Below are 19479 nucleotides of genomic sequence, written 5' to 3'. Positions count from 1 at the left end.
TTGAAAAGTAATATTCATTTGCTTTCTATATAAAAGGAGAATATCTTTGGATTATTTGAATAAGTTATCTATGGAAAATGAAGCTCAATCTTTAGCTATGTCGGCAGCATTGCCGGATATGCTACGAAAACATATCAAAGATTAAAAATAATTGATTTTTTTAATTTAATAATCCTTCATTAGTACCGAATTGCAACTCTTGTTCGTGAAAGTTATTAAACTAAAACGTTAATAGATTAAAAAACACTTTGCATTTTGGTACGTAGTTCGTTAAAATGTGGTAATTATTGTCGGATTGATGAATTACTGGTCAAACTTTATGCATATGAAGAATTTAAATTTCAAAGCAAGTTGTAGAAGTGAATTAATTAATTTTTAATTTGGAGGAGTGTTATGGCAAAAAAGCAGCAGGAACCACAGTTAAATAAATCATTATCACCCAATCAAATGCAGATGATTGCTCTAGGTGGAACTATTGGTGTAGGGCTATTTATGGGCTCAGCTTCCACCATCAAGTGGACGGGGCCCTCGGTGATGTTAGCCTATGCGTTGGCTGGTGGTATCTTGTACTTAGTGATGCGTGCTTTAGGTGAAATGTTATATATTAATCCGGTAACGGGTTCCTTTGCGGATTTTGCAACGGAATATGTCCATCCTTTGGCTGGCTATTTAGCAGCGTGGAGTAATATTTTTGAATTTTTATTAGTAGGTATTAGTGAAACGATTGCAGTGGGGCAATATTTGCAATTTTGGTGGCCACATTTTCCTGGTTGGGTTGCCGGAGTGATCGTAGTTGTCACATTGGCGTTGGCTAATCTGGCCTCAGTCAAAGCTTACGGTCAATTAGAGTCGTGGTTTGCCCTGGTCAAAGTATTGACGATTATTCTGATGATTATTTTAGGACTGTTGGTAATTATTTTTGGTTTAGGTAATCATGGGCATCCGGTAGGAATTAGTAATTTGTGGTCTCATGGCGGTTTCTTTACGGGCGGTTGGAAAGGATTTTTCTTCTCCTTGTCCTTAGTCATTGCTTCTTATCAGGGAATTGAAATTGTGGGTATTACGGCCGGCGAAGCCCAAGATGCCCAAAAGAGTATTGTGAAATCTATTAAATCGTTGATTTTCCGAATTTTGATTTTTTACATCGGGGCAATCTTTGTCATTGTGGCGATTTATCCGTGGAATGAATTAGGAAAAATTGGGTCACCCTTTGTTCAAACTTTTGCGAAAGTCGGAATAACTTTTGCCGCAGAAATTATCAACTTTGTGGTTTTAACCGCAGCTTTATCAGGCTGCAACTCGGGCATTTTTAGTGCTAGTCGGATGATTTATACTTTGGCGGAGAACGGTAGCTTGCCAAAGACTTTGACTAAAGTTTCGAAGCATAAGGTTCCTTATTTGCCCGTAATTATCATGTCTGGTGGAATCTTAATTGGCTTATTGTTAAATGATTTTGTGCCCACAATGCTACATTTAAAAACCAATCCGTTTGTTTTAGTTTATGGTGCCAGTGTGTTACCAGGGATGATGCCGTGGTTCATTATCTTGATTAGTCATTTACGCTTTCGCAAGCAGACCGACGCCAAGGTGTTGCAGGAACATCCATTTAAAATGCCAGGAGCACCAGTGACTAACTATATTGCGCTTTTTGGTTTATTAATTACGTTGGTCTTTATGTTTGTGAATCCAGAAACACAAATTTCCATTATCATTGGTGTAGGATTTGAAGTGTTGATGGTGGTTGTTTATTTGATTCAAAATCGTGGTTTACAACCGAAAACGTCTAAGCAATTAAATTAAATTTACAGTGCTGTTGATTAATTTCAGGAGCACTTTTTTTGTCCTGATATTAAACTGAGACAAAATAAAAATGCTCGTATGAACGAACATTTTTTTATGATGCTTGATGAATGATTTTTTGTTTACAAGCTCCATATTAAGCGTCTTGGGTTTTGAGTTTTTCAGTAGTTAAAGCTTGTTTTAAGATCGGTTGTAATAGATCAAATAATAAATCAAAGCCATCCTCATTAAAATGTAAACCATCAGCTTGCAAATATTGCTGCGGATTATTTTGTTGTTGCATGCTTTTTAACAGATTAATAAACGGAACTTGCAATTTGTGAGCAACGTGTTCTGCCGCCAAAGTAAATTGCAGTTGACGAGGCCAATTATGATTAAGATGATGGTGATAGTCAGTATACGGTGGCGATAAAAGAATTACTTTAGAAGTGCCGATGGTTTGAATTAAACTGGTTAGATTATTCGTGAAAAAGCCAGGTTTAATTTCATCATGAATAGAAACATCATTTACACCAAATCCCAAAATGACGATGGTCGGATCTAAAGCAACCAAATCGCGGTTGACATGAGTTAAGGCGTCAGTAGTTTTGTGTCCCGGAATAGAGAGGTTAATAACCTCGTCTTCAGGAAAGGCTAGGGCGATGCGCTTGGTAAAGGTCTCGGTAACTTGATTGTGATATACTCCGCCGAGAATTTCGTCACCAAACAAAACAATTCTTTGCATAGCAAAACCTCTTTAGTTAATTGTGATAGCGTTTAAAATTTTGATATAATAAGTGCTAAATATTAATTTAATCATATCATGAGTGAGGCAGTTAAATGCAAGATTTTATGAATTATAATGAATATTCACGACAACAATGGGCGCAATTTCACGGCGCTAATTTACAGACGGTTGATACAGCAGATCTCCAACGAATCCGTTCAGTTGACGATCATATTTCGTTGACAGATGTCCGGGAAGTTTATGAACCGCTCCGACATTTGTTACATATCTATTTTAAAAATTATCAGCAGTTACTAATTAAAAAAGCTGACTTTCTAGGCAAGAAGCCGCATCCAACACCATTTATTATTGGAATTAGTGGCAGTGTGGCTGTTGGTAAAAGTACCACGGCAAGGCTTTTAAAAATTATGTTAGAACGTGCTTACCCCCAATATAAGATTGCCCAGATGACCACGGACGGTTTCTTGTATCCCAACCAAGAATTAGAACGGCGGCAGATTTTAAGTGAAAAGGGATTTCCGTGGAGTTACGATAATGAAAAATTACTGCAGTTCTTAGAAGCGGTCAAAGCCAATCAAGGGACCGTTACTTATCCATTATATTCGCACGAAATTTATGATATTGTTCCCGGACAGCAAGGAAAATTAGAACAGCCGGATATTTTAATTTTAGAGGGGATTAATGTTTTACAATTACCACAAAATCAAAACCTATATGTGAGTGATTATTTTGATTTTTCTATTTATGTGGACGCAGATCCACAACTCATAGAGCAATGGTATTTGAAACGCTTTTTAGGCTTTTTACAAACGGAAAAACAAAATCCTAACCCGAACGATTATTATTATCGTTATTTAAGTCAACCCCAGGAACAAGTTTTGCAGCAAGCCCATCAAGTTTGGCAAGATGTTAATTACAAGAATTTGGTTGAATATATCGCACCTACGATGAACCGCGCCGATGTTATTTTGCACAAAACGAAACAGCATTTAATTGACCGAATTTTTTTGCGGAAATATTAACTGCAGTGGTTGATCTAGCCGCTTCGGATGCTCAAAGCTTGCGTTTAACTACAGCTAAGAACTCAAGTCAAAAACCGACTTCAGTTTTTAGTTTAGGTTAGTCCTCGGCTTTTAACCGGCCCTTGTCGCAGTGTGTTAATTAGCGCTCCCAGCAGCAGAAGTTTGCGTTTAACTACACCTAAAAACTCAAGTCAAAGACCGACTTAAGCTTTTAGGTTAGGTTAATCCTCAACTTTTAACCGGTTTTTGTCGCAGTATATTAATTAGCGCTCCCAGCAGCAGAAGTTTGCGTCTAGCTACGATAAAGTTCTCAAGTTTAAAAACCAAAACTTAAGTCCTTTATCTAGGCTATACTCAACTTCCAAGCGCTGCTGGTCGCAGTATTTGATATGTTTTGGGTTCTATCTTTTGTAAAATTTGTGGTAATTGATTGCGACAAAGTAAACTTAATTGGTGCATTGCTCTAGTAGCGATAGTATATAAAATGCCTTGATCGCCTAATGTGTGATAATTAGCATCACTAATGTCGTAAGCAATCACCGCATCGAATTCTAAGCCTTTGGCTAAATAAACTGGTAAAATTACTAAGCCTTGTGGGATTTTTAACGTTTCTTGTGAAAGTAGTTGATGCTTGAGTCCAATTTGTTCACTCAGTTGTTGGGCTTGTAGTTGCGTTTTCGTAATTAACGCGACTGTTTGGTACTGCTTGAGTAAAGCTTGTGCCTGTTGTTTAGCAACAGTGATTAACTGGTTGCTGATAATAATTATTGGCAGTTGACCGGATCGATTAAAAGCTTGAATTTGTGATCCGCTCGGAATCAATTGCTTAGCAAAATTAGTAATTGTAGCTGTGGAACGATAGCTTTGATTGAGGGTGATCAAACTGGTCTTCGAACTATTTAACAGTTGCGCAATCGTTTGAAAATGCTCACTCGGTAAGCCATCAGTTTGGTAAACATTTTGTTCAATGTCACCTACCAGTGTTAATTGAGCGTTAGGAAAAGCTTGGTGCAGGTACGCTAATTGCACATAAGAGTAATCTTGAATTTCGTCCACAAATAAATATTGAATTTGATGATTTTGTCCACGACCAGTAATCAGATGTCGTAAATATAAAATGGCAGTGGCGTCGTCTAAGTGGAGCTGATGTCGTTCAAGATGGTCATTAATTTCATTAATCATTTCTTGCCAAGCTGCTGTGGTAATATCAGTCGGTTGAACTTGCTTTAGCAGTTGGATATAGGTCTGGACTTCATCAAAGAAATAGTCATTATAGATGGCATCATAAAGTGGTAAATAATATTGCTTTAATAAATAATGGCTGAGAGCTTGTTGCTGTTGTGCTAAATCGGCGTCTAATAAGTCTTGCTCCTGCAAAATTTGTTGATATTGTTCATCACTTAAATTATCCAAGCTTTCACTGACCCAATCAGCATTTTGCTGACTATACATTAAATGCTTGACTTGTTTAATTAAATGATTTTTAGTTTTTAAATATTTGTCACCAGCTAATAAATTTTTCGGCCAACTGGCAAAGATGTGACTAATGTCTTGAGCAGAAAAAATAATTTGGCCTTTAAAATATAAATTACTAAATACTGGCTGGGAAAGATAATCAGCGTAATGATCTAAAATTTTGACTAAGGCAGTACTTTCTTTAAATTGGCGAATTTTTTGATAGCTAATTGTTTGTTGCGCTTGGTCATTTTCAAAACGTTCAAATAAAGTTTCAACATGAAATCCTTGTAACCGTTGCGTCAAAAAGTCACTAAAAGTTACTTGGCGCATATTTTTTTCGCCCAGACTAGGCAATACTTCAGCAATATAATTGGAAAATAAACGATTGGGCGAAAACAGAATAATCTGATCGGCATCTAAATTTTGACGACTATGATATAACAAGTACGCAATGCGTTGCATGATGGTTGAAGTTTTACCAGAGCCTGCCACGCCTTGAACAATTAAGATGTTGGATTTGGTGTCACGAATAATTTGATTTTGTTTGCGCTGAATAGTTGCGACAATATTTTGCATTTGCGCACTACTAGCTTGCCCAAGCACGTTTTGTAAAATCTCGTCACCGATCGTTTCATTGGTATCAAACATATTTTTGATTTGGCCTGCTTGAATGGAAAACTGCCGTTTGCGTTTTAAATCAACAGTCTGTTGCCCTAAAGGTGTTTGATATTTAACTGGACCCAAAGTGCCGTTGTAATAAATGGCGGCAATCGGCGCCCGCCAATCATAGATTAAAAAGTCAGCACCTTGTTCATCATCTAACGAAGCAATGCCAATGTATAAGGAATCGTCATCCCCCTCTTCAGTAATATCAATGCGTCCAAAATAAGGTGAACCTTGTAAATTATGCAAGTTGGTTTGCTTTTTTTGTAAAATTTCTTCATTACTGGTAGCACTGTTTAATAATTGTTTTTGTTGCTGCGTGGTGGCATAAGTTTCCATGATATCATCAGTTTCAATATAGTTGGCCCGAGTGTTGGCACCATAATTGATTTCGACTCGTCGACGTTCTTTTTTAGCTTGCAATAATTTTTCTGAAGTGCTTTGTAATTGATCAGTAATTTGTTGTTCGACAAAATCTAAGTGTGCTTGTTCATCAGCTTGTGAATTATTAGGAAATGACATGATTGATCCTTTCAGTAAATTATTAATTGGCACTAAAATTAATTATTAAGAAGTTCGTTGTTAATTGTGATAAAATAACACTTAAGATTGATCAACTAATATTCTAAAATGAATGATGGCTGATACAATTCAGTACTTTGATGTAGTTTCATTACAATCACGTTAACAGTTAATGGAACATCTAACAAGTATCTATTAAGCGCAAAGTATTATTTAATTGGGAAATTAGAAACTGACTGGTTGCTGAAAAGTTAGCCCTATTATTTAAGAAGTGGAACTTAATACTAGATTATTTTAAAGTAAGTGGTAGAAATTTATTTCTGCAAAACAGGTGGTACCGCGGTCATTCGTCCTATTGTTCAGTGAACAATAGGACTTTTTATTTGGGGCGCAGTGTTTGATATAGCGCTCCAAGTACCAAAAGCCTGTGCCTAACTACGAATAAACCATCAAGTTAAAAACCACAACTTAATGGTTTATCCTAGGTTATTCCGCGGCTTTTAAGCGGCACTTGTCGCAGTGTGTTAATTAGCGCTTCAAAAACCAAAAGTTTGCGTTTAACTACACCTAAAAACTCAAGTCAAAGACCGACTTAAGCTTTTAGGTTAGGTTAATCCTCAACTTTTAACCGGTTTTTGTCGCAGTATATTAATTAGCGCTCCCAGCAGCAGAAGTTTGCGTCTAGCTACGCTAAAGTTCTCAAGTTTAAAAACCAAAACTTAAGTCCTTTATCTAGGCTATACTCAACTTCCAAGCGCTACTGGTCGCAGTATATTATTTAATAAGGAGAAATTATTATGACAGGACATACAATTCTAACAGCAGATCGGCCAACCGGCAAATTACACATTGGGCATTATTTAGGTTCCTTGAAAAATCGGGTTCGTTTGCAAAACAGTGGTCAGTACCAAAGCTTTATAATGATTGCTGATATGCAGGCTTTAACTGATAATGCGCGTAATCCGGAAAAAATTCGAAACAGTTTGATTGAAGTAGCGTTGGATTATTTGGCAGTGGGAATTGATCCTAGTAAATCTACTATTTTTGTACAATCACAGATTCCCGCATTGAATGAATTAACCATGTATTATTTAGATTTAGTTTCTGTCGCCCGACTAAAACGTAATCCGACTGTCAAAACCGAGATTCAACAAAAAGGATTTGGTGAAAGTGTTCCGGCGGGCTTTTTGGCTTATCCAGTTAGTCAAGCTGCAGACATTACCGCCTTCAAAGCAGATACCGTTCCAGTTGGCGATGATCAAGAACCGATGTTAGAGCAAACTAGAGAAATTGTGCGGACCTTCAACTCAACTTATCAAGCTGCAGTTTTGGTGGAGCCACAAGGCTTGTTTCCGCCTAAGGGTCAGGGACGTTTACCCGGAATAGACGGCAATGCCAAAATGAGTAAATCATTGAATAACGCCATTTATTTGTCGGATTCTGAAGAAGATTTGCATAAAAAAGTAATGCGTATGTACACAGACCCAGATCATATTCATGTAGAAGATCCGGGGAAAATTGCTGGAAATATTGTCTTTCAATATTTAGATTTATTTGGTCAAGATACTGAAAAAATTGCGTCCCTAAAAGAGCAATACCAACATGGTGGTTTGGGTGATGTGAAAGTTAAACGGTATTTGGAAGAAGTTTTAAATGAAGTTTTAACACCAATTCGGAAGCGTCGAGCTGAATATGCGCAAGATTTAGGTGCGGTTTATCAGATTTTACAAACTGGTAGTCAAAAGGCCAATGAAGTTGCCCAACAAACTTTGCAAGAAGTGCGGCAAGCCATTGGGGTCAATTATTTTAATTAAGTTTGAGAAAAAGTGGGGCTTTCAGCACCGCTTTTTTTGTATTCGCAATTACCAATCTCATTTTAGGACACGATATATTTAAAAAAATATCTTGTAAATGCTTTCGGAGAAGATTAATATTAAGCTCAAAGAAAAATAATTAATGGATTAGACCAATCTTATTTTTAGAGCCATAGGCATGAGATTGGCTTTAATTATTAATTACTAATCTGAAAATCCTGGTTGAAGGAGGATGTCATGTTTTCACCAAGTCAAGTGCACCAGAGAATTTACCAGCAACAAACTGATTTTTTAACTGACTTGCAAAAATTGATGCAAATTCCGAGTGTTAAGTCGCAAGCTCAACCGCAGGCGCCATTTGGTCTGGGACCACGGCAAGTGTTACAAGAGATAGTTCAACTAGCTCAGCAATATGGCTTTACAGCTAAGGTGGTTAATAACGCAATGGCTTATGTCCAGTGGGGCTTGGATAATCAAAATTATCAAGCCATTGTGGGCCATTTAGATGTCGTAGCTGCGGGCAATGATTGGTCAAGTGAACCCTTTGCTGTCACGCAAGTGCAGCAAATGCTGTATGGCCGCGGTATTTTGGATAATAAAGGGCCCAGCTTTACATGTTTATATGGTATGAAAATTCTTAAAGATTTGGGTGTGAAACCGCATCACACGATTCGCTTGATTTTTGGTTCTGACGAAGAAAGTGGCAGTCAAGATATTGCACTATATTTACAGCAAGAGGCACCGCCGACTTTTGGTTTTACCCCGGATTGTAAATTTCCAGTAGTCTATGGTGAACGCGGGATTGTTAATTATCAAATCACGACGCCATTTGCGGGCGCTGAATTAGCCAACTTTTCGCAAATTAGTGGTGATCAAGCCAGTGATCATGTTCCGGATCAATTACAAGTACAAATCAATGGGCAAAACTATGCTGTTAAAGGACAAAGGTCACCGACTAATGCGCCGGAAATGGGGCAAAATGCGATTACTTATTTAGCAAAATTGCTTAATGAACAACAATTAGTAACAGGGCATTTAGCCCAATACTTTCACTGGTTAGAACGGAGTTTTCATGAGCAACACTATGGTGAAGGACTCAATTTAGCGTTACACGATGAAGCGAGTGGTAAGTTAATTCAAACGCCATACAGTTTACAAAAAGACCACCATAATTTGGTGTTAAAAGTCGCAATTCGCTACCCAGTTTCATTTACCGAGCAACAAGTAACTGCTGGCATGAAGCAAGCATTATTTTCTGGGAGTCAATTAACAATCATTCGCAGTTTGCCGAGCGTTTATCATGATCCGGACGATGCGAGAATTCAACAATTATCCCAAATTTATCAACAAGTGACGAACTTGGATGCTACGCCGGTAACGACAACGGGGGCAACTTATGCCCGTGTGATGCCCAACATTGTTGCTTTTGGCCCGTCATTTCCAGGCCAAAAAGGAATTGCACATAAACAAGATGAATGGATGAAATTAACGGATCTGTTAACCATTATGGAGATCTATACGCAAGCAATTTATACCATGACACGGTAAGAAAGGAAACAATCAATGACAAAATGGGGAACAATTGCCACGTGGCGCATGTCATATGAAGGCTTAGTTACAGCTAGTAAACTTTTGGCTGAAGATGAATCTGCTGGTGATGCTGTTGAAGCTTTGATCAAGGAGGTAGAAGGCTATCAATATTATAAATCTGTCGGATACGGTGGGTTACCGAACGCTTGTGGCGTTGTACAAATGGATGCCGCCTTTATGGATGGCACTACGTTAGCACAAGGCGCCGTGGCTGGGATTGAGGATGTTAAGCATCCCATTAGCGTGGCCAAAGCTTTAAGTCAGAATCACTACAATAGTTTTTTAGTCGGCACCGGCGCAACGCAATACGCCAAGCTGCACGGTTTTGAAACGACTAACATGTTGACAGCTCGCGCTAAAAAAATTTGGGAAAATAAAAAATTAGAATTGCAACAACAATCCTTAAATCCATACGATGGTCACGATACCGTAGGCGCCATTGCTTTAGATCAAATGCAAGCGCTGGCGGTCGGGACTTCTACGTCAGGTTTATTTATGAAACAACCAGGTCGTGTGGGCGATTCGCCGTTGTCCGGTTCTGGCTTTTATGCTGATAGTCAAATCGGGGCTGCAGCGGCTACCGGTTTAGGTGAAGATATTATGAAAGGTTGTTTGTCTTACGAAATTGTGCGGCGAATGGCCGCCGGTTTGACACCACAACAAGCCTGTGATCAAGCAGTTTATCCGTTTATCAGAGATTTAAAACAGAGATATGGTCAAGCGGGTGAATTTTCCTTGATTGCCATGAATCCTCAAGGCCAATGGGGAGTAGCTACGAATGTCGAGTTTACTTTTAGTGTTGCAACTGAACATAGTCAACCCCAAATTTTGATTGCTTATCCAGCGAAAGCTGATACGACCAAGATTCAACCGGTTAGTCAGCAATGGTTAGACGAATATGAGCAACGCATCAAAAAGCCAATTGATTAGTTGAGGGGTAGAAATGATTAAAGCAATTATTATTTTGGATCAAATTCAAGCCGGTTTAGGCGGCAAAGAAAAAGCTGATACGCCATATGGTGGCAAACGCTTAGCTATGGGGAGCGCGGCAGCGATTGAACAGGAATTAAAGGCCCAGTCGGGGACATTATTAGGAACTTTTTACTGTGGTACAGACTACTATCGCGTTCATGCCAGTGTAGTTCAAAGTAAATTTGCCAAGATGGCAGAAAAAATGGCCGCTAACTTGATTATTTTAGGGCCAACCTATGATTATCCTGAGTTTTCGCAAATGGCCTGTGAATTAGGCGCCTATCTTCAAAAAAATACGCAAATTGCGCCGATTGTGGCATTAGCGCAAGAAAAAAATACCGCATTAATTAATCAGTATCACGAAGAACTCACTTTAGTTAAAATGCCGAAAAAAGGCGGCGGCGGTGTGGATCAAGCCATTAGTGATTTAGTTAAAGGTGGAAATATTCTAGTTGATCAAGGTGATTTAACCAGTTTTAAAGCTGAGTATTGTTATTAACTAATTGATGAGGGGGATCAGTAATGCACAACAACAAGATGGAAAAAGTCTTAATGCCCATTGCGACTAAATTAGGCAACAATGTGGTGCTGAGATCTTTACGTGATGGATTCTTAATTATCATGCCATTGATTATTGTTACTTCAATTTTTCTGTTAATTGGTAACTTTCCAATTCCCGGTTGGAGTGAATTTTGGACGCATATTTTAGGTTCCAAATGGGACGATTGGTTTTCCGCAGTTTCCAACTCGGTCTTTAATTTCACAGGCATTTTATCATGCATGGGGATCGCTTATGCTTATGGTAAAAATCGCGGTTTACAAGCCATTCATTCGAGTGTCATTGCCATTATTTCTTTTCTAATTTTGACGCCTACAACGGTGAAGACGGGTAAGACAATGGTTAGTGCCGTGCAAACGATGTATTTGGGACCAAACGGTGTCTTCCTAGGAATTTTTATTGCGTTAATTAGTGTAGAAGTTTATCGTTTTGCTGTTAAACGTGGTTGGCGAATTAAAATGCCTGACGGTGTGCCACCAGCTGTGGGCCAATCATTCGATGCTTTAGTACCGAGTGCGTTAGTCATTTTGCTGTTCTTTTTGGTGCATATCATTTTTAGTTTGACCAGTTTTAATACAGCTTATAACTTTATTTATACATTGTTGCAGTTACCATTAAAACATGTTGGCAATTCGTTACCGTCGGTTTTGTTATATAACTTTTTGGCGAGCTTACTATGGTGCTTTGGGATTAATGGGCCAACGATCACTAACTCGGTTTGGCAACCCATCTTTTTCGTTTTAACACAGGATAATTTAACAGCATTTAAAAATCATGCCGCATTACCGCACATTTTTACGCAACCATTTATTGATATCTTTACGACTTATGGTGGCGGGGGCAGTACCTTGTCTTTATTAGTTATTATGTTGTTTATCTGTCGGTCTAAACGCATTAAAGAATTAGCTAAATTAGCGATTGTCCCGGGGATTTTTGGAATTAATGAACCGATAATCTTTGGTTTGCCAGTCGTTTTGAATCCAATTATTTCGATTCCCTTTATTGTTGTGCCGACATTAAATACCTTGATTTCTGGACTAGTGTTTATGGCTGGTTGGGTACCACGAACCAATGGCGTGCAGTTACCGTGGACGACGCCACCAATTATTTCTGGCTGGTTAGCAACCGGTAGTTGGAAGGGTTCAGTTTTACAAATTGTTGAAATCATTTTAGGAATTTTAATCTATTATCCGTTTATTAAAATGCTAGATAAGCAGTACTTGGCAGAAGAAAAGTCCGCACAATCAACGGATAGTGTAGATATTGATTTTAGTGAAGTTTAATCTCAGATTATCAATTTTCAGCTGCTAAGTATTCAACCAGTACGCTATGTGGTGCCGATCGCTTGGAAAAAATTTAAAGCTGAGTGGTGGATAAATAATTCGTTGCAATTATTTATCCACCACTTTTTGTCTAATAAAAAAGATTATAGATTTCTTAAGTCGGAGGCTATTTGGCCGTTAGATGTCGCAGCCCCAAATTGACATTTTTTCATTAATATTTAATTTATTTAAATATTTTCTCTTCACGATTAACTATTACACCGTTATAATGAGATTACTTTAAAGGAGAATAATATATTAGTTAGAGTTTGAATAGTCTTGTTGATGTTGAGTTAATTCAGAGATTACTTAAATCAAAGATAGATTATATTGAATGAACTGTTTGTCGTTTGAGTAAATCCGCTAAAACGGTATTTAAAGCAGGGTAGGTTTTTAATTTGAGGGGGCGACCGAAAATGAAGAAGACAAAGGTTTTGAGTGGGGCATTTTTAGCTGGGAGCTTATTGATTGCGTTAGGAACAACGAATCAACAGAATGTCCAAGCTAAAAATTATAGCTATAAAGTTATTACCGTAAAGAAAGCTCCATATGCGCAACTGTATGACAATGATATGGAGGCCATTCCCCAGGCCATTAATGATAAGTCTGATTGGCGCGTTGGTAAAACTAAGCAAGTTGACGGTACTTACTACTATCAAGTAGCCGATGATGAATGGGTTAATAGTAGCGATGTGAAACCAAACTTTGATAAAAATGGTAAAGTTAATAGTTCACGCGGTAACACTTCAGGTAAAAAGCCGACAGGTTACAGTTATAAAGTGCACCGTGTAATTAAAGGCAAGCATATCCATGGCAAAGTAGATTTTAAAGTGGAGGGTTACTAAAATGAAAAAATCAAAAGTTTTGAGTGGGTTATTAATTGCTGGGGATTAATTATTTCGTTAGTAACAACGAATCAACAAAATGTTCAAGCTAAAGATTATAGCTATAAAGTGATTACCGTCAAGAAAGATCCATACGCACAATTGTATGACAATAACATGCAATCAATTCCACGGGTCATCATGAATAAGTCTGATTGGCGTGTTGGTAAAACTAAACAAGTTAATGGTACTTACTACTATCAAGTAGCCGGTGATGAATGGGTAGCCGCTAATGATGTGAAAGCTAACTTCGATCCAGCTACAGGCAAATTGAATCAAAAGTTAATTGGCACAATCAATAGCACAATTACAGCTATTTACGATAATCAAGGCAACAACACTTATGATGATGGTGTTAACTTAGCCTATCAATCTCAATGGACAGTCGGCAAAGTTGTTCGCAATTCTCAAGGACGTTTGTTCTATCAAGTAGCACCTAATATGTATGTTCGTGATGATGATATGACCTTGAACGTTACACCTAACAACATCAAAGATGTGTCAAACTTTGGTTTGAACGGCAAGCCGACAACCACCGTTACTGCTCCAAGTAACAGTTCAAGTTCTAGCAGCAGTTCTTCAAGTAATTTAAGCAACAAACCAACCGGCTATAGCTATAATGTAGCTCGTGTCGTTAGTGGAAACGGCGCTAAGATTTACGACCATAATGGTGTTGCTACTAGTTCTAGTGTGCCGGCCAACTCAGATTGGCGGGTATTAAGAACATTCAATATTAATGGTGGTTTATTCTTTGAAATTGGTGACAACGAATGGTTGAATGTCAACGATTGTTCAACGAACTTCACACCAGTAGCTGCTAACACAGGTAGCTCATCATCCAATACTGGCAACTCAGCAAATAATAGTTCTTCTAGCACTGGCAGCTCTAACTCCAGTTCTTCCAACAGTTCCAGTCATCATTCAACATCACCAGCTGATGATATGACTACTAATATTGCTCCTCATGAATCTAATTCTGCTTATGAACAATCAATTTTAAATTATATGAATAATCGACGTACGGCTAGAGGATTAGCCCCGCTAACTATAAATCCTAAATTAACTCAAGCTGCAGTTATTAGAACTACTGAAGAATATAATGATCCAAATGAAAATGAGAATACAACGGGTAATCGTCCAGACGGTTCAAGTGTCTATTCTGTATTAAATGAAGTTGGTTACAATTGGAGTTATGCGCGTGAGTTAAACTTTTTGGTTTCAGATGGCTATTCTGATTTAACTCAGTATAATACTCCTGATAAATTAACTAATGGATTAATGGATGGTTATACTACTATTGGATTTGATCAAACTTATATGTTACCTCAAGCTAAGGAGATTGGGGTATCTATTAGATATTCTGATAAACCGGGTCTACATGATAAAATTTATACAGTGATTGAAATTGCTGCTCCTAGATCAGATGAATAATATTATTTAAAAAAGTTTAAAAAGCTTAAAGGCTTGACACAACTAGTGTTAAGCCTTTTTTGTGTCTAAAATTTGAAACAAAGAGCGTGTTTGAGAAATGTAATCGTGGTACAGATTAAGGAGGTGATGCCTATGCCGGTTTATTAGTGTTTCAAAATTTTAAAGAAAAGGAGAGGTTTTTATGAAAAGTTATGTACCATTGAAAAAAGTCCTTGATTTCCGAGGACTTTTGGCTCATTTTCTTTTGGTAATATTGTATACTGCTATACAAGCAAGTATGAAGATTCCAAAAGGTAAAGAAATTGATAGAGACAAGGCTATGGTTCACCTCCTAATCATTACTTAAGAGTGATTGGTTCTTATTAATGATCAGCTTTAATTTTATCACACTAGTTAGCTGTGTTATAATAATTACTGGTAGAGATGAGGTTATGAGTTTACTTTTTAAATTAGCTGGAGTGATTACCAGTTTTGAAAGTGATCTTTGAGCCTTAGGCCTTCTGGAATATTTAGAAGGCTTTTTTTGTACCCTGAAGAACAAAATTTATTATATGATTGGTTGGGAAAATTGTTATGGTTTTTAGCTATTAGTGGAACAGACTGTTCTAAAGCAGTTGGTGAAATAAAAGATTGCTTAAATTAGTTGGGGTTAAATGTTTTACGGTTAGACGACTTTTTGAAACGCAACCAGAAAAGTTTTGAAAGGTGGATTCATGGTTAACTTGTTTGAACTAATGAGTTTCTTCATGATTTTGCCTTAGCAATTTTTCAGATGGTTTGTTTTTTAGCTTTGCAAAGATTTTTAATTAATATTTTAAGTAAGAGGCTGGGACAAAAAAGAACCAGCCTCTTCTTGTGTCCGAAATTTTAAACTCGAGAGATTTAATCTTAATAAAGATTAAGAAGATTGCTCCTAGACTGCAAGAAATATTCTCATTGTTTACGCTGTTTTCAAAGTCAGAAATTGTTGTTTAACTATTTTCAGCACTAAAGTAAAAGCTCGAATTTTTATGTGATGCAGTTAGTACTCAAATTTTTTAATTAAAAAATGCGTAGTTTACTTTAGAATCATGGTATGCTTAAGCAATACTGAAAAGATTTTTGAAGGAAAAGTTATGCGAAAAAAAAGTAAAAGCAGAGGTTCTAATTTAAGTTTTTGGCTGATTGTCATCATTATTGTAGCGGTGGTGATTTTTGGCAAAGGTCGGACACCCAATAATGTGGGCCAATCTGCCCAAGATATCAAGATTGTTAATCATGATAATTTAGTTAACTTACAATTTAATATCCATAAATATCCCCAAAATTATGCGATCTTATTAAACAATCAACCTAATTTTTCGGTGAATACTAAAAAACAAATTACGCGGATGCAACAAGAGCGTTTGCAGTATTTACAAGCTGGTAATGATCAACAAGAAACTAATTATCGCGGTTTTGATTCGTTGGGTCGGACACGTGAGGTTAGCAGTTTTGTTCGGTATAAAGATGTGGTCAAACATTCCTCACGAGTAATGCAACGCCCATCGTTTAGTCCAACTGCTAAAATATCGGGTGAATATGCTGACGGTCATTATGATGCACAACAACAGCGTTGGTCGGGGACGCGTTCCAATAATCGAATTGTGCAGCTATCAGGTTATCGTGGCTATATTTATAATAAAAGTCATTTATTAGCGTGGTCATTAGGTGGTTCGATGGATAGTGATAATATTGTCCTGGGAACACGGGCTCAGAATGTAGGAACGAATAATAATAATGATCCCGGAGGCATGGCTTATGCAGAAACCAAAGTCCGCAATTTCTTATATAATCATCAAGACGAAGTTGTCTTTTATAAAGCTATTCCAGAATATGTTGGTAATGAATTAGTGCCACGTGGAGTGCAAGTTCAGGCACAAGCGATCAAAGATCCCAACGCTTTGACGATTAATGTTTGGACGTTTAATACCCAGGCTGGTGCAGCTATTAACTATACAACTGGTCAAGCCAATACGCAGTAAGTTGACAAAATCCTAATTAAAACAATCTTAGACGAAAGTGTGAGATTGTTTTTTTAATAAAATAATTTTAATGGTCGTAATTCCGTAAAAAATTGTGTATTCTAATATTATTGAGGAGGATTTTATGTTAAAACTAGCACTGATTGATATTGGTTCTAATTCGATTCGGATGGCGATTTATCAAATTAAAAATCAACAAGTATCTCAAGAAATTCAACGTTATCGAGAATTTGTGCAACTGGCCAAAGAGATGACGAATGATGGTTGTATTAATGATGCTAATTTTAAAGCGGGGGTGGCAACATTAAAACAATTTCGTCAAATCTTAGATCAAAATCATATTACAAAAATCATTGCGACGGCGACCGAAGCCATTCGGCAAGCCAAGAATCAAGCTGCCTTTTTGCAGGCTGTCAAACAGCAAGCTCAGATCGATATTCAAGTGTTAAGCGGTTATCAAGAAGCGTATTTTGATTCCTTAGCCATTCAAAAAGCCGTTGATGAGCCTAACTTTTTATTCTTAGATATGGGGGGCGGCAGTTTTGAATTAGGAACAGTATTAAAGCATCAGCTAGCTCAAGCGCATAGTTGGCCTTACGGCGCCGTTAAACTATACGATCGTTTAGGACAACCAGATTGTTTGACGGTGCTGCAACAACAACAACTGCAAACTTTGCTGGATCCGTGTTTACAAAAATGTCATAGTGCACAGCTACAACAATTAGTGGTTATTGGTGGCGTTCACCGCGCCTTGTTTGAAGTCATGCAACTACCGGCCAATCAGTGGCAGCCAGCGAGTGTGATTCTACGCTGGATTAAGCGGATTCAACATAATAATTTAGCAGCTAATTCAGCATTAACTAATATGGAATTTGCGCGGGCGCCGTTTATGCCGGTGGGGTTAATGCCCTTAAAAGCGATTATTCAAAAATTTAATATTCAACAAATCAATTTTTGTTCGTATGCTTTGCGTGATGGGATTCTGGTGGACTTTTTACAACAAAAAAAGAAGTCGCCGAAAAGTTAAAATAGCTTTTGGCAGACTTCTAGGGTAGAAAATATTATCAAAAAACGTTTGAAAAATTATTTTGGTCTTGTCCTCTGGTCAGTTACATAATGCTAGTGCTTGCGCCAGAAATTAACCGCGGTATGGCAGAATCAGTTTTTGGTGTGCTAAGACGTGACCAGCCATAGCGTGTAATAACTCGTTGAGCCAAAAGCCATTGTCGAGTGTTAACACTTGATCTAGCGCATAAACGCGTAATTCGTATTGGTGAATTCCACTAGGCGGAGTCGGACCATGATAAGTTTGATTGAGCTGGGGGTTAGTCTCTCCTAAAAGCGAACCTGCGGAGGAATTTTTGCCTTGAATCATTTGTGGTAGCGGATGCTGACTCGCATCTTCTGGAATTTGGGTGACACGGGGGTCAATGTTCGCAGCACTCCAATGAATCCATTCAAAACCACAGACCGGAATAGAATCGGGATCTAGGAACGTTAATGCTAAAGATTTGGTAAGCGTAGGTACATCTTGAATGGTAATTGGAAAAGATTTAATCGGATTCGAACCATTCATTAATTCATCCAGTGGGGCAAATTTGCCATACTTTTTAGGTAATAGTCCCTGGACTAAGGGCACACTGATTTTCATGCGTAAGACTTCCTTTGCAACAATGTTATAATAAGTACAATTATTCTTGCTTAAATTGTAGCAATTTTAAGGCAGAAAGCAACTAAATCACTAAGTCTAAGATGATTGAAGAGAACAATGATGCAAATTACAGAATTTGAACCGGCAGTACAAACTTTATATCAGCAAGTCCAAGCTCAAACTAAAAGTAATATCAAGTTGCGTTTGAGTCAACGCCATGAAGCTTGGTTAGCTTTTGATCAATCAGGTCACCGCATGGATCAGCAGGGGAATTTAGAAATTATTCTAGCGCATTCTCAAAATCTAAACTTTACTTTAGCGCATGAATTGCGGCACGTTTTGTTAGAAATGACCATTGCGCCCCAGGTTGATTTTTTAGTCACAACTACCGAGCCGGAGTTTGATCGCCAATTACAATTAACGGCGCGAACTTTAATTGGTGTCGTAGAGCATGTGGCTTTAACTAAACAACAACTAGCGGCTGGCGAGATTACACCGGCAGTAAAAGCTGCTTTTGTTAAAGGACTCCAGCAACATTTGCAGTATATTAGTGATCCCATCTATCAAACTTTACAGTTACTGGATGGTTTGGTTTTTGGTTTAGCTGAGGAACTAGCTTCCTATGCGGATCAGTTACCGCAAGCTTATCAAAAGGCGCAACAACTTTGGCAAGTAGCTAGTCAACATTTTAAAACTACGATGCTGGGCTTGCGGCGCAATGAGATCGCCATCTTGCAAGAGTTTAATACTATTTTACAAGCGCAAGGCTATCAAGCTTTGCCCTTTAGCGATTTTGTTACTTTTGAGCCGTTACTAAGTGCGCGGCAATTACGGCTCAATGTGGGGCAAATTTTTCAATTTAAGCGGGTCGATTTTTTGGATTTACAAACGAAAAAGCCCGCAGTGTTATTAGTTGATCAACGTGATTTACAAAATTGTGGTACTGTCAAAGACTTTAGTGGTCAAGCCTTGCTGCCTGAAACTTATCTCCAAGTTTATCAACAACCTTTACAAACTTTTCTTCAGCTAAAGCATTTGGCCTATCATTTGCGTTAAGGAGG

16 protein-coding genes are annotated in these 19479 nt (G+C 37.8%); 13 read left to right on the top strand and 3 right to left on the bottom strand.

Annotated elements, in window-relative coordinates:
- Positions 1 to 393 precede the first annotated feature (393 nt).
- Positions 394 to 1800 (top strand): amino acid permease, encoded by a 1407-nt coding sequence (locus AC3B5B_RS02840; RefSeq protein WP_489769235.1) that lies wholly within the window; start codon positions 394 to 396, stop codon positions 1798 to 1800.
- A gap of 136 nt (positions 1801 to 1936) precedes the next feature.
- Here the strand turns inward: AC3B5B_RS02840 and AC3B5B_RS02835 are convergent, their stop codons facing one another.
- Positions 1937 to 2524, bottom strand: coding sequence for an SGNH/GDSL hydrolase family protein (locus AC3B5B_RS02835; RefSeq protein WP_489769234.1), 588 nt, complete (start codon positions 2522 to 2524; stop codon positions 1937 to 1939).
- 95 nt (positions 2525 to 2619) lie between these two features.
- Here AC3B5B_RS02835 and coaA point away from each other — a divergent pair, with 95 nt between their 5' ends.
- Positions 2620 to 3549, top strand: a complete 930-nt coding sequence (gene coaA, locus AC3B5B_RS02830) for a type I pantothenate kinase (RefSeq protein ID WP_489769233.1) — start codon at positions 2620 to 2622, stop codon at positions 3547 to 3549.
- Between the two features lie 354 nt (positions 3550 to 3903).
- Here the strand turns inward: coaA and helD are convergent, their stop codons facing one another.
- Positions 3904 to 6192: an RNA polymerase recycling motor HelD gene (gene helD / locus AC3B5B_RS02825; RefSeq protein ID WP_489769232.1), complete on the bottom strand. Its 2289-nt coding sequence runs from the start codon at positions 6190 to 6192 to the stop codon at positions 3904 to 3906.
- Positions 6193 to 6989: 797 nt separating this feature from the next.
- Here helD and trpS point away from each other — a divergent pair.
- From trpS to AC3B5B_RS02775, 10 genes are all read left to right on the top strand, one after another.
- Complete coding sequence (gene trpS / locus AC3B5B_RS02820) at positions 6990 to 8006, top strand: tryptophan--tRNA ligase (RefSeq protein ID WP_489757082.1); 1017 nt, start codon at positions 6990 to 6992, stop codon at positions 8004 to 8006.
- A gap of 237 nt (positions 8007 to 8243) precedes the next feature.
- Positions 8244 to 9554 carry a Sapep family Mn(2+)-dependent dipeptidase gene (locus tag AC3B5B_RS02815; RefSeq protein WP_489769231.1) on the top strand — a complete coding sequence of 437 codons (1311 nt, stop codon included), beginning with the start codon at positions 8244 to 8246 and terminating at the stop codon, positions 9552 to 9554.
- A gap of 15 nt (positions 9555 to 9569) precedes the next feature.
- Entirely contained in the window at positions 9570 to 10526 is a 957-nt protein-coding gene (locus tag AC3B5B_RS02810) for a glycosylasparaginase (protein ID WP_489769230.1), read from the top strand.
- 16 nt (positions 10527 to 10542) lie between these two features.
- The gene (locus AC3B5B_RS02805) at positions 10543 to 11067 is read left to right on the top strand and encodes a GrdB-related putative oxidoreductase (protein WP_489769842.1); all 525 of its coding nucleotides are present in this window, start codon (positions 10543 to 10545) and stop codon (positions 11065 to 11067) included.
- 23 nt (positions 11068 to 11090) lie between these two features.
- A complete protein-coding gene (locus AC3B5B_RS02800) occupies positions 11091 to 12410 on the top strand; it encodes a PTS sugar transporter subunit IIC (protein WP_489769229.1) in 1320 nt (439 codons plus the stop codon).
- A 455-nt stretch (positions 12411 to 12865) separates the two neighbouring features.
- A complete protein-coding gene (locus AC3B5B_RS02795) occupies positions 12866 to 13294 on the top strand; it encodes a hypothetical protein (RefSeq protein ID WP_489757086.1) in 429 nt (142 codons plus the stop codon).
- 108 nt (positions 13295 to 13402) lie between these two features.
- A complete protein-coding gene (locus AC3B5B_RS02790; protein WP_489769228.1) occupies positions 13403 to 14764 on the top strand; it encodes a CAP domain-containing protein in 1362 nt (453 codons plus the stop codon).
- 181 nt (positions 14765 to 14945) lie between these two features.
- On the top strand, positions 14946 to 15110 hold the full coding sequence (locus tag AC3B5B_RS02785) for a hypothetical protein (RefSeq protein WP_489769227.1): 165 nt from the start codon (positions 14946 to 14948) through the stop codon (positions 15108 to 15110).
- A gap of 769 nt (positions 15111 to 15879) precedes the next feature.
- Positions 15880 to 16767: a DNA/RNA non-specific endonuclease gene (locus tag AC3B5B_RS02780; RefSeq protein WP_489769226.1), complete on the top strand. Its 888-nt coding sequence runs from the start codon at positions 15880 to 15882 to the stop codon at positions 16765 to 16767.
- Positions 16768 to 16891: 124 nt separating this feature from the next.
- A complete protein-coding gene (locus tag AC3B5B_RS02775) occupies positions 16892 to 17794 on the top strand; it encodes a Ppx/GppA phosphatase family protein (RefSeq protein ID WP_489769225.1) in 903 nt (300 codons plus the stop codon).
- Positions 17795 to 17905: 111 nt separating this feature from the next.
- Here AC3B5B_RS02775 and AC3B5B_RS02770 read toward each other — a convergent pair whose 3' ends face one another.
- A complete protein-coding gene (locus AC3B5B_RS02770) occupies positions 17906 to 18418 on the bottom strand; it encodes a YbhB/YbcL family Raf kinase inhibitor-like protein (RefSeq protein ID WP_489769224.1) in 513 nt (170 codons plus the stop codon).
- 120 nt (positions 18419 to 18538) lie between these two features.
- Between AC3B5B_RS02770 and AC3B5B_RS02765 the strand changes: the two genes are divergently transcribed.
- Positions 18539 to 19474, top strand: coding sequence for a hypothetical protein (locus tag AC3B5B_RS02765; protein ID WP_489769223.1), 936 nt, complete (start codon positions 18539 to 18541; stop codon positions 19472 to 19474).
- The last annotated feature ends 5 nt before the right edge of the window (positions 19475 to 19479 follow it).

This window comes from Bombilactobacillus sp. ESL1187, from assembly GCF_058107155.1.
This window is presented reverse-complemented; position numbering and strand designations above follow the sequence as displayed.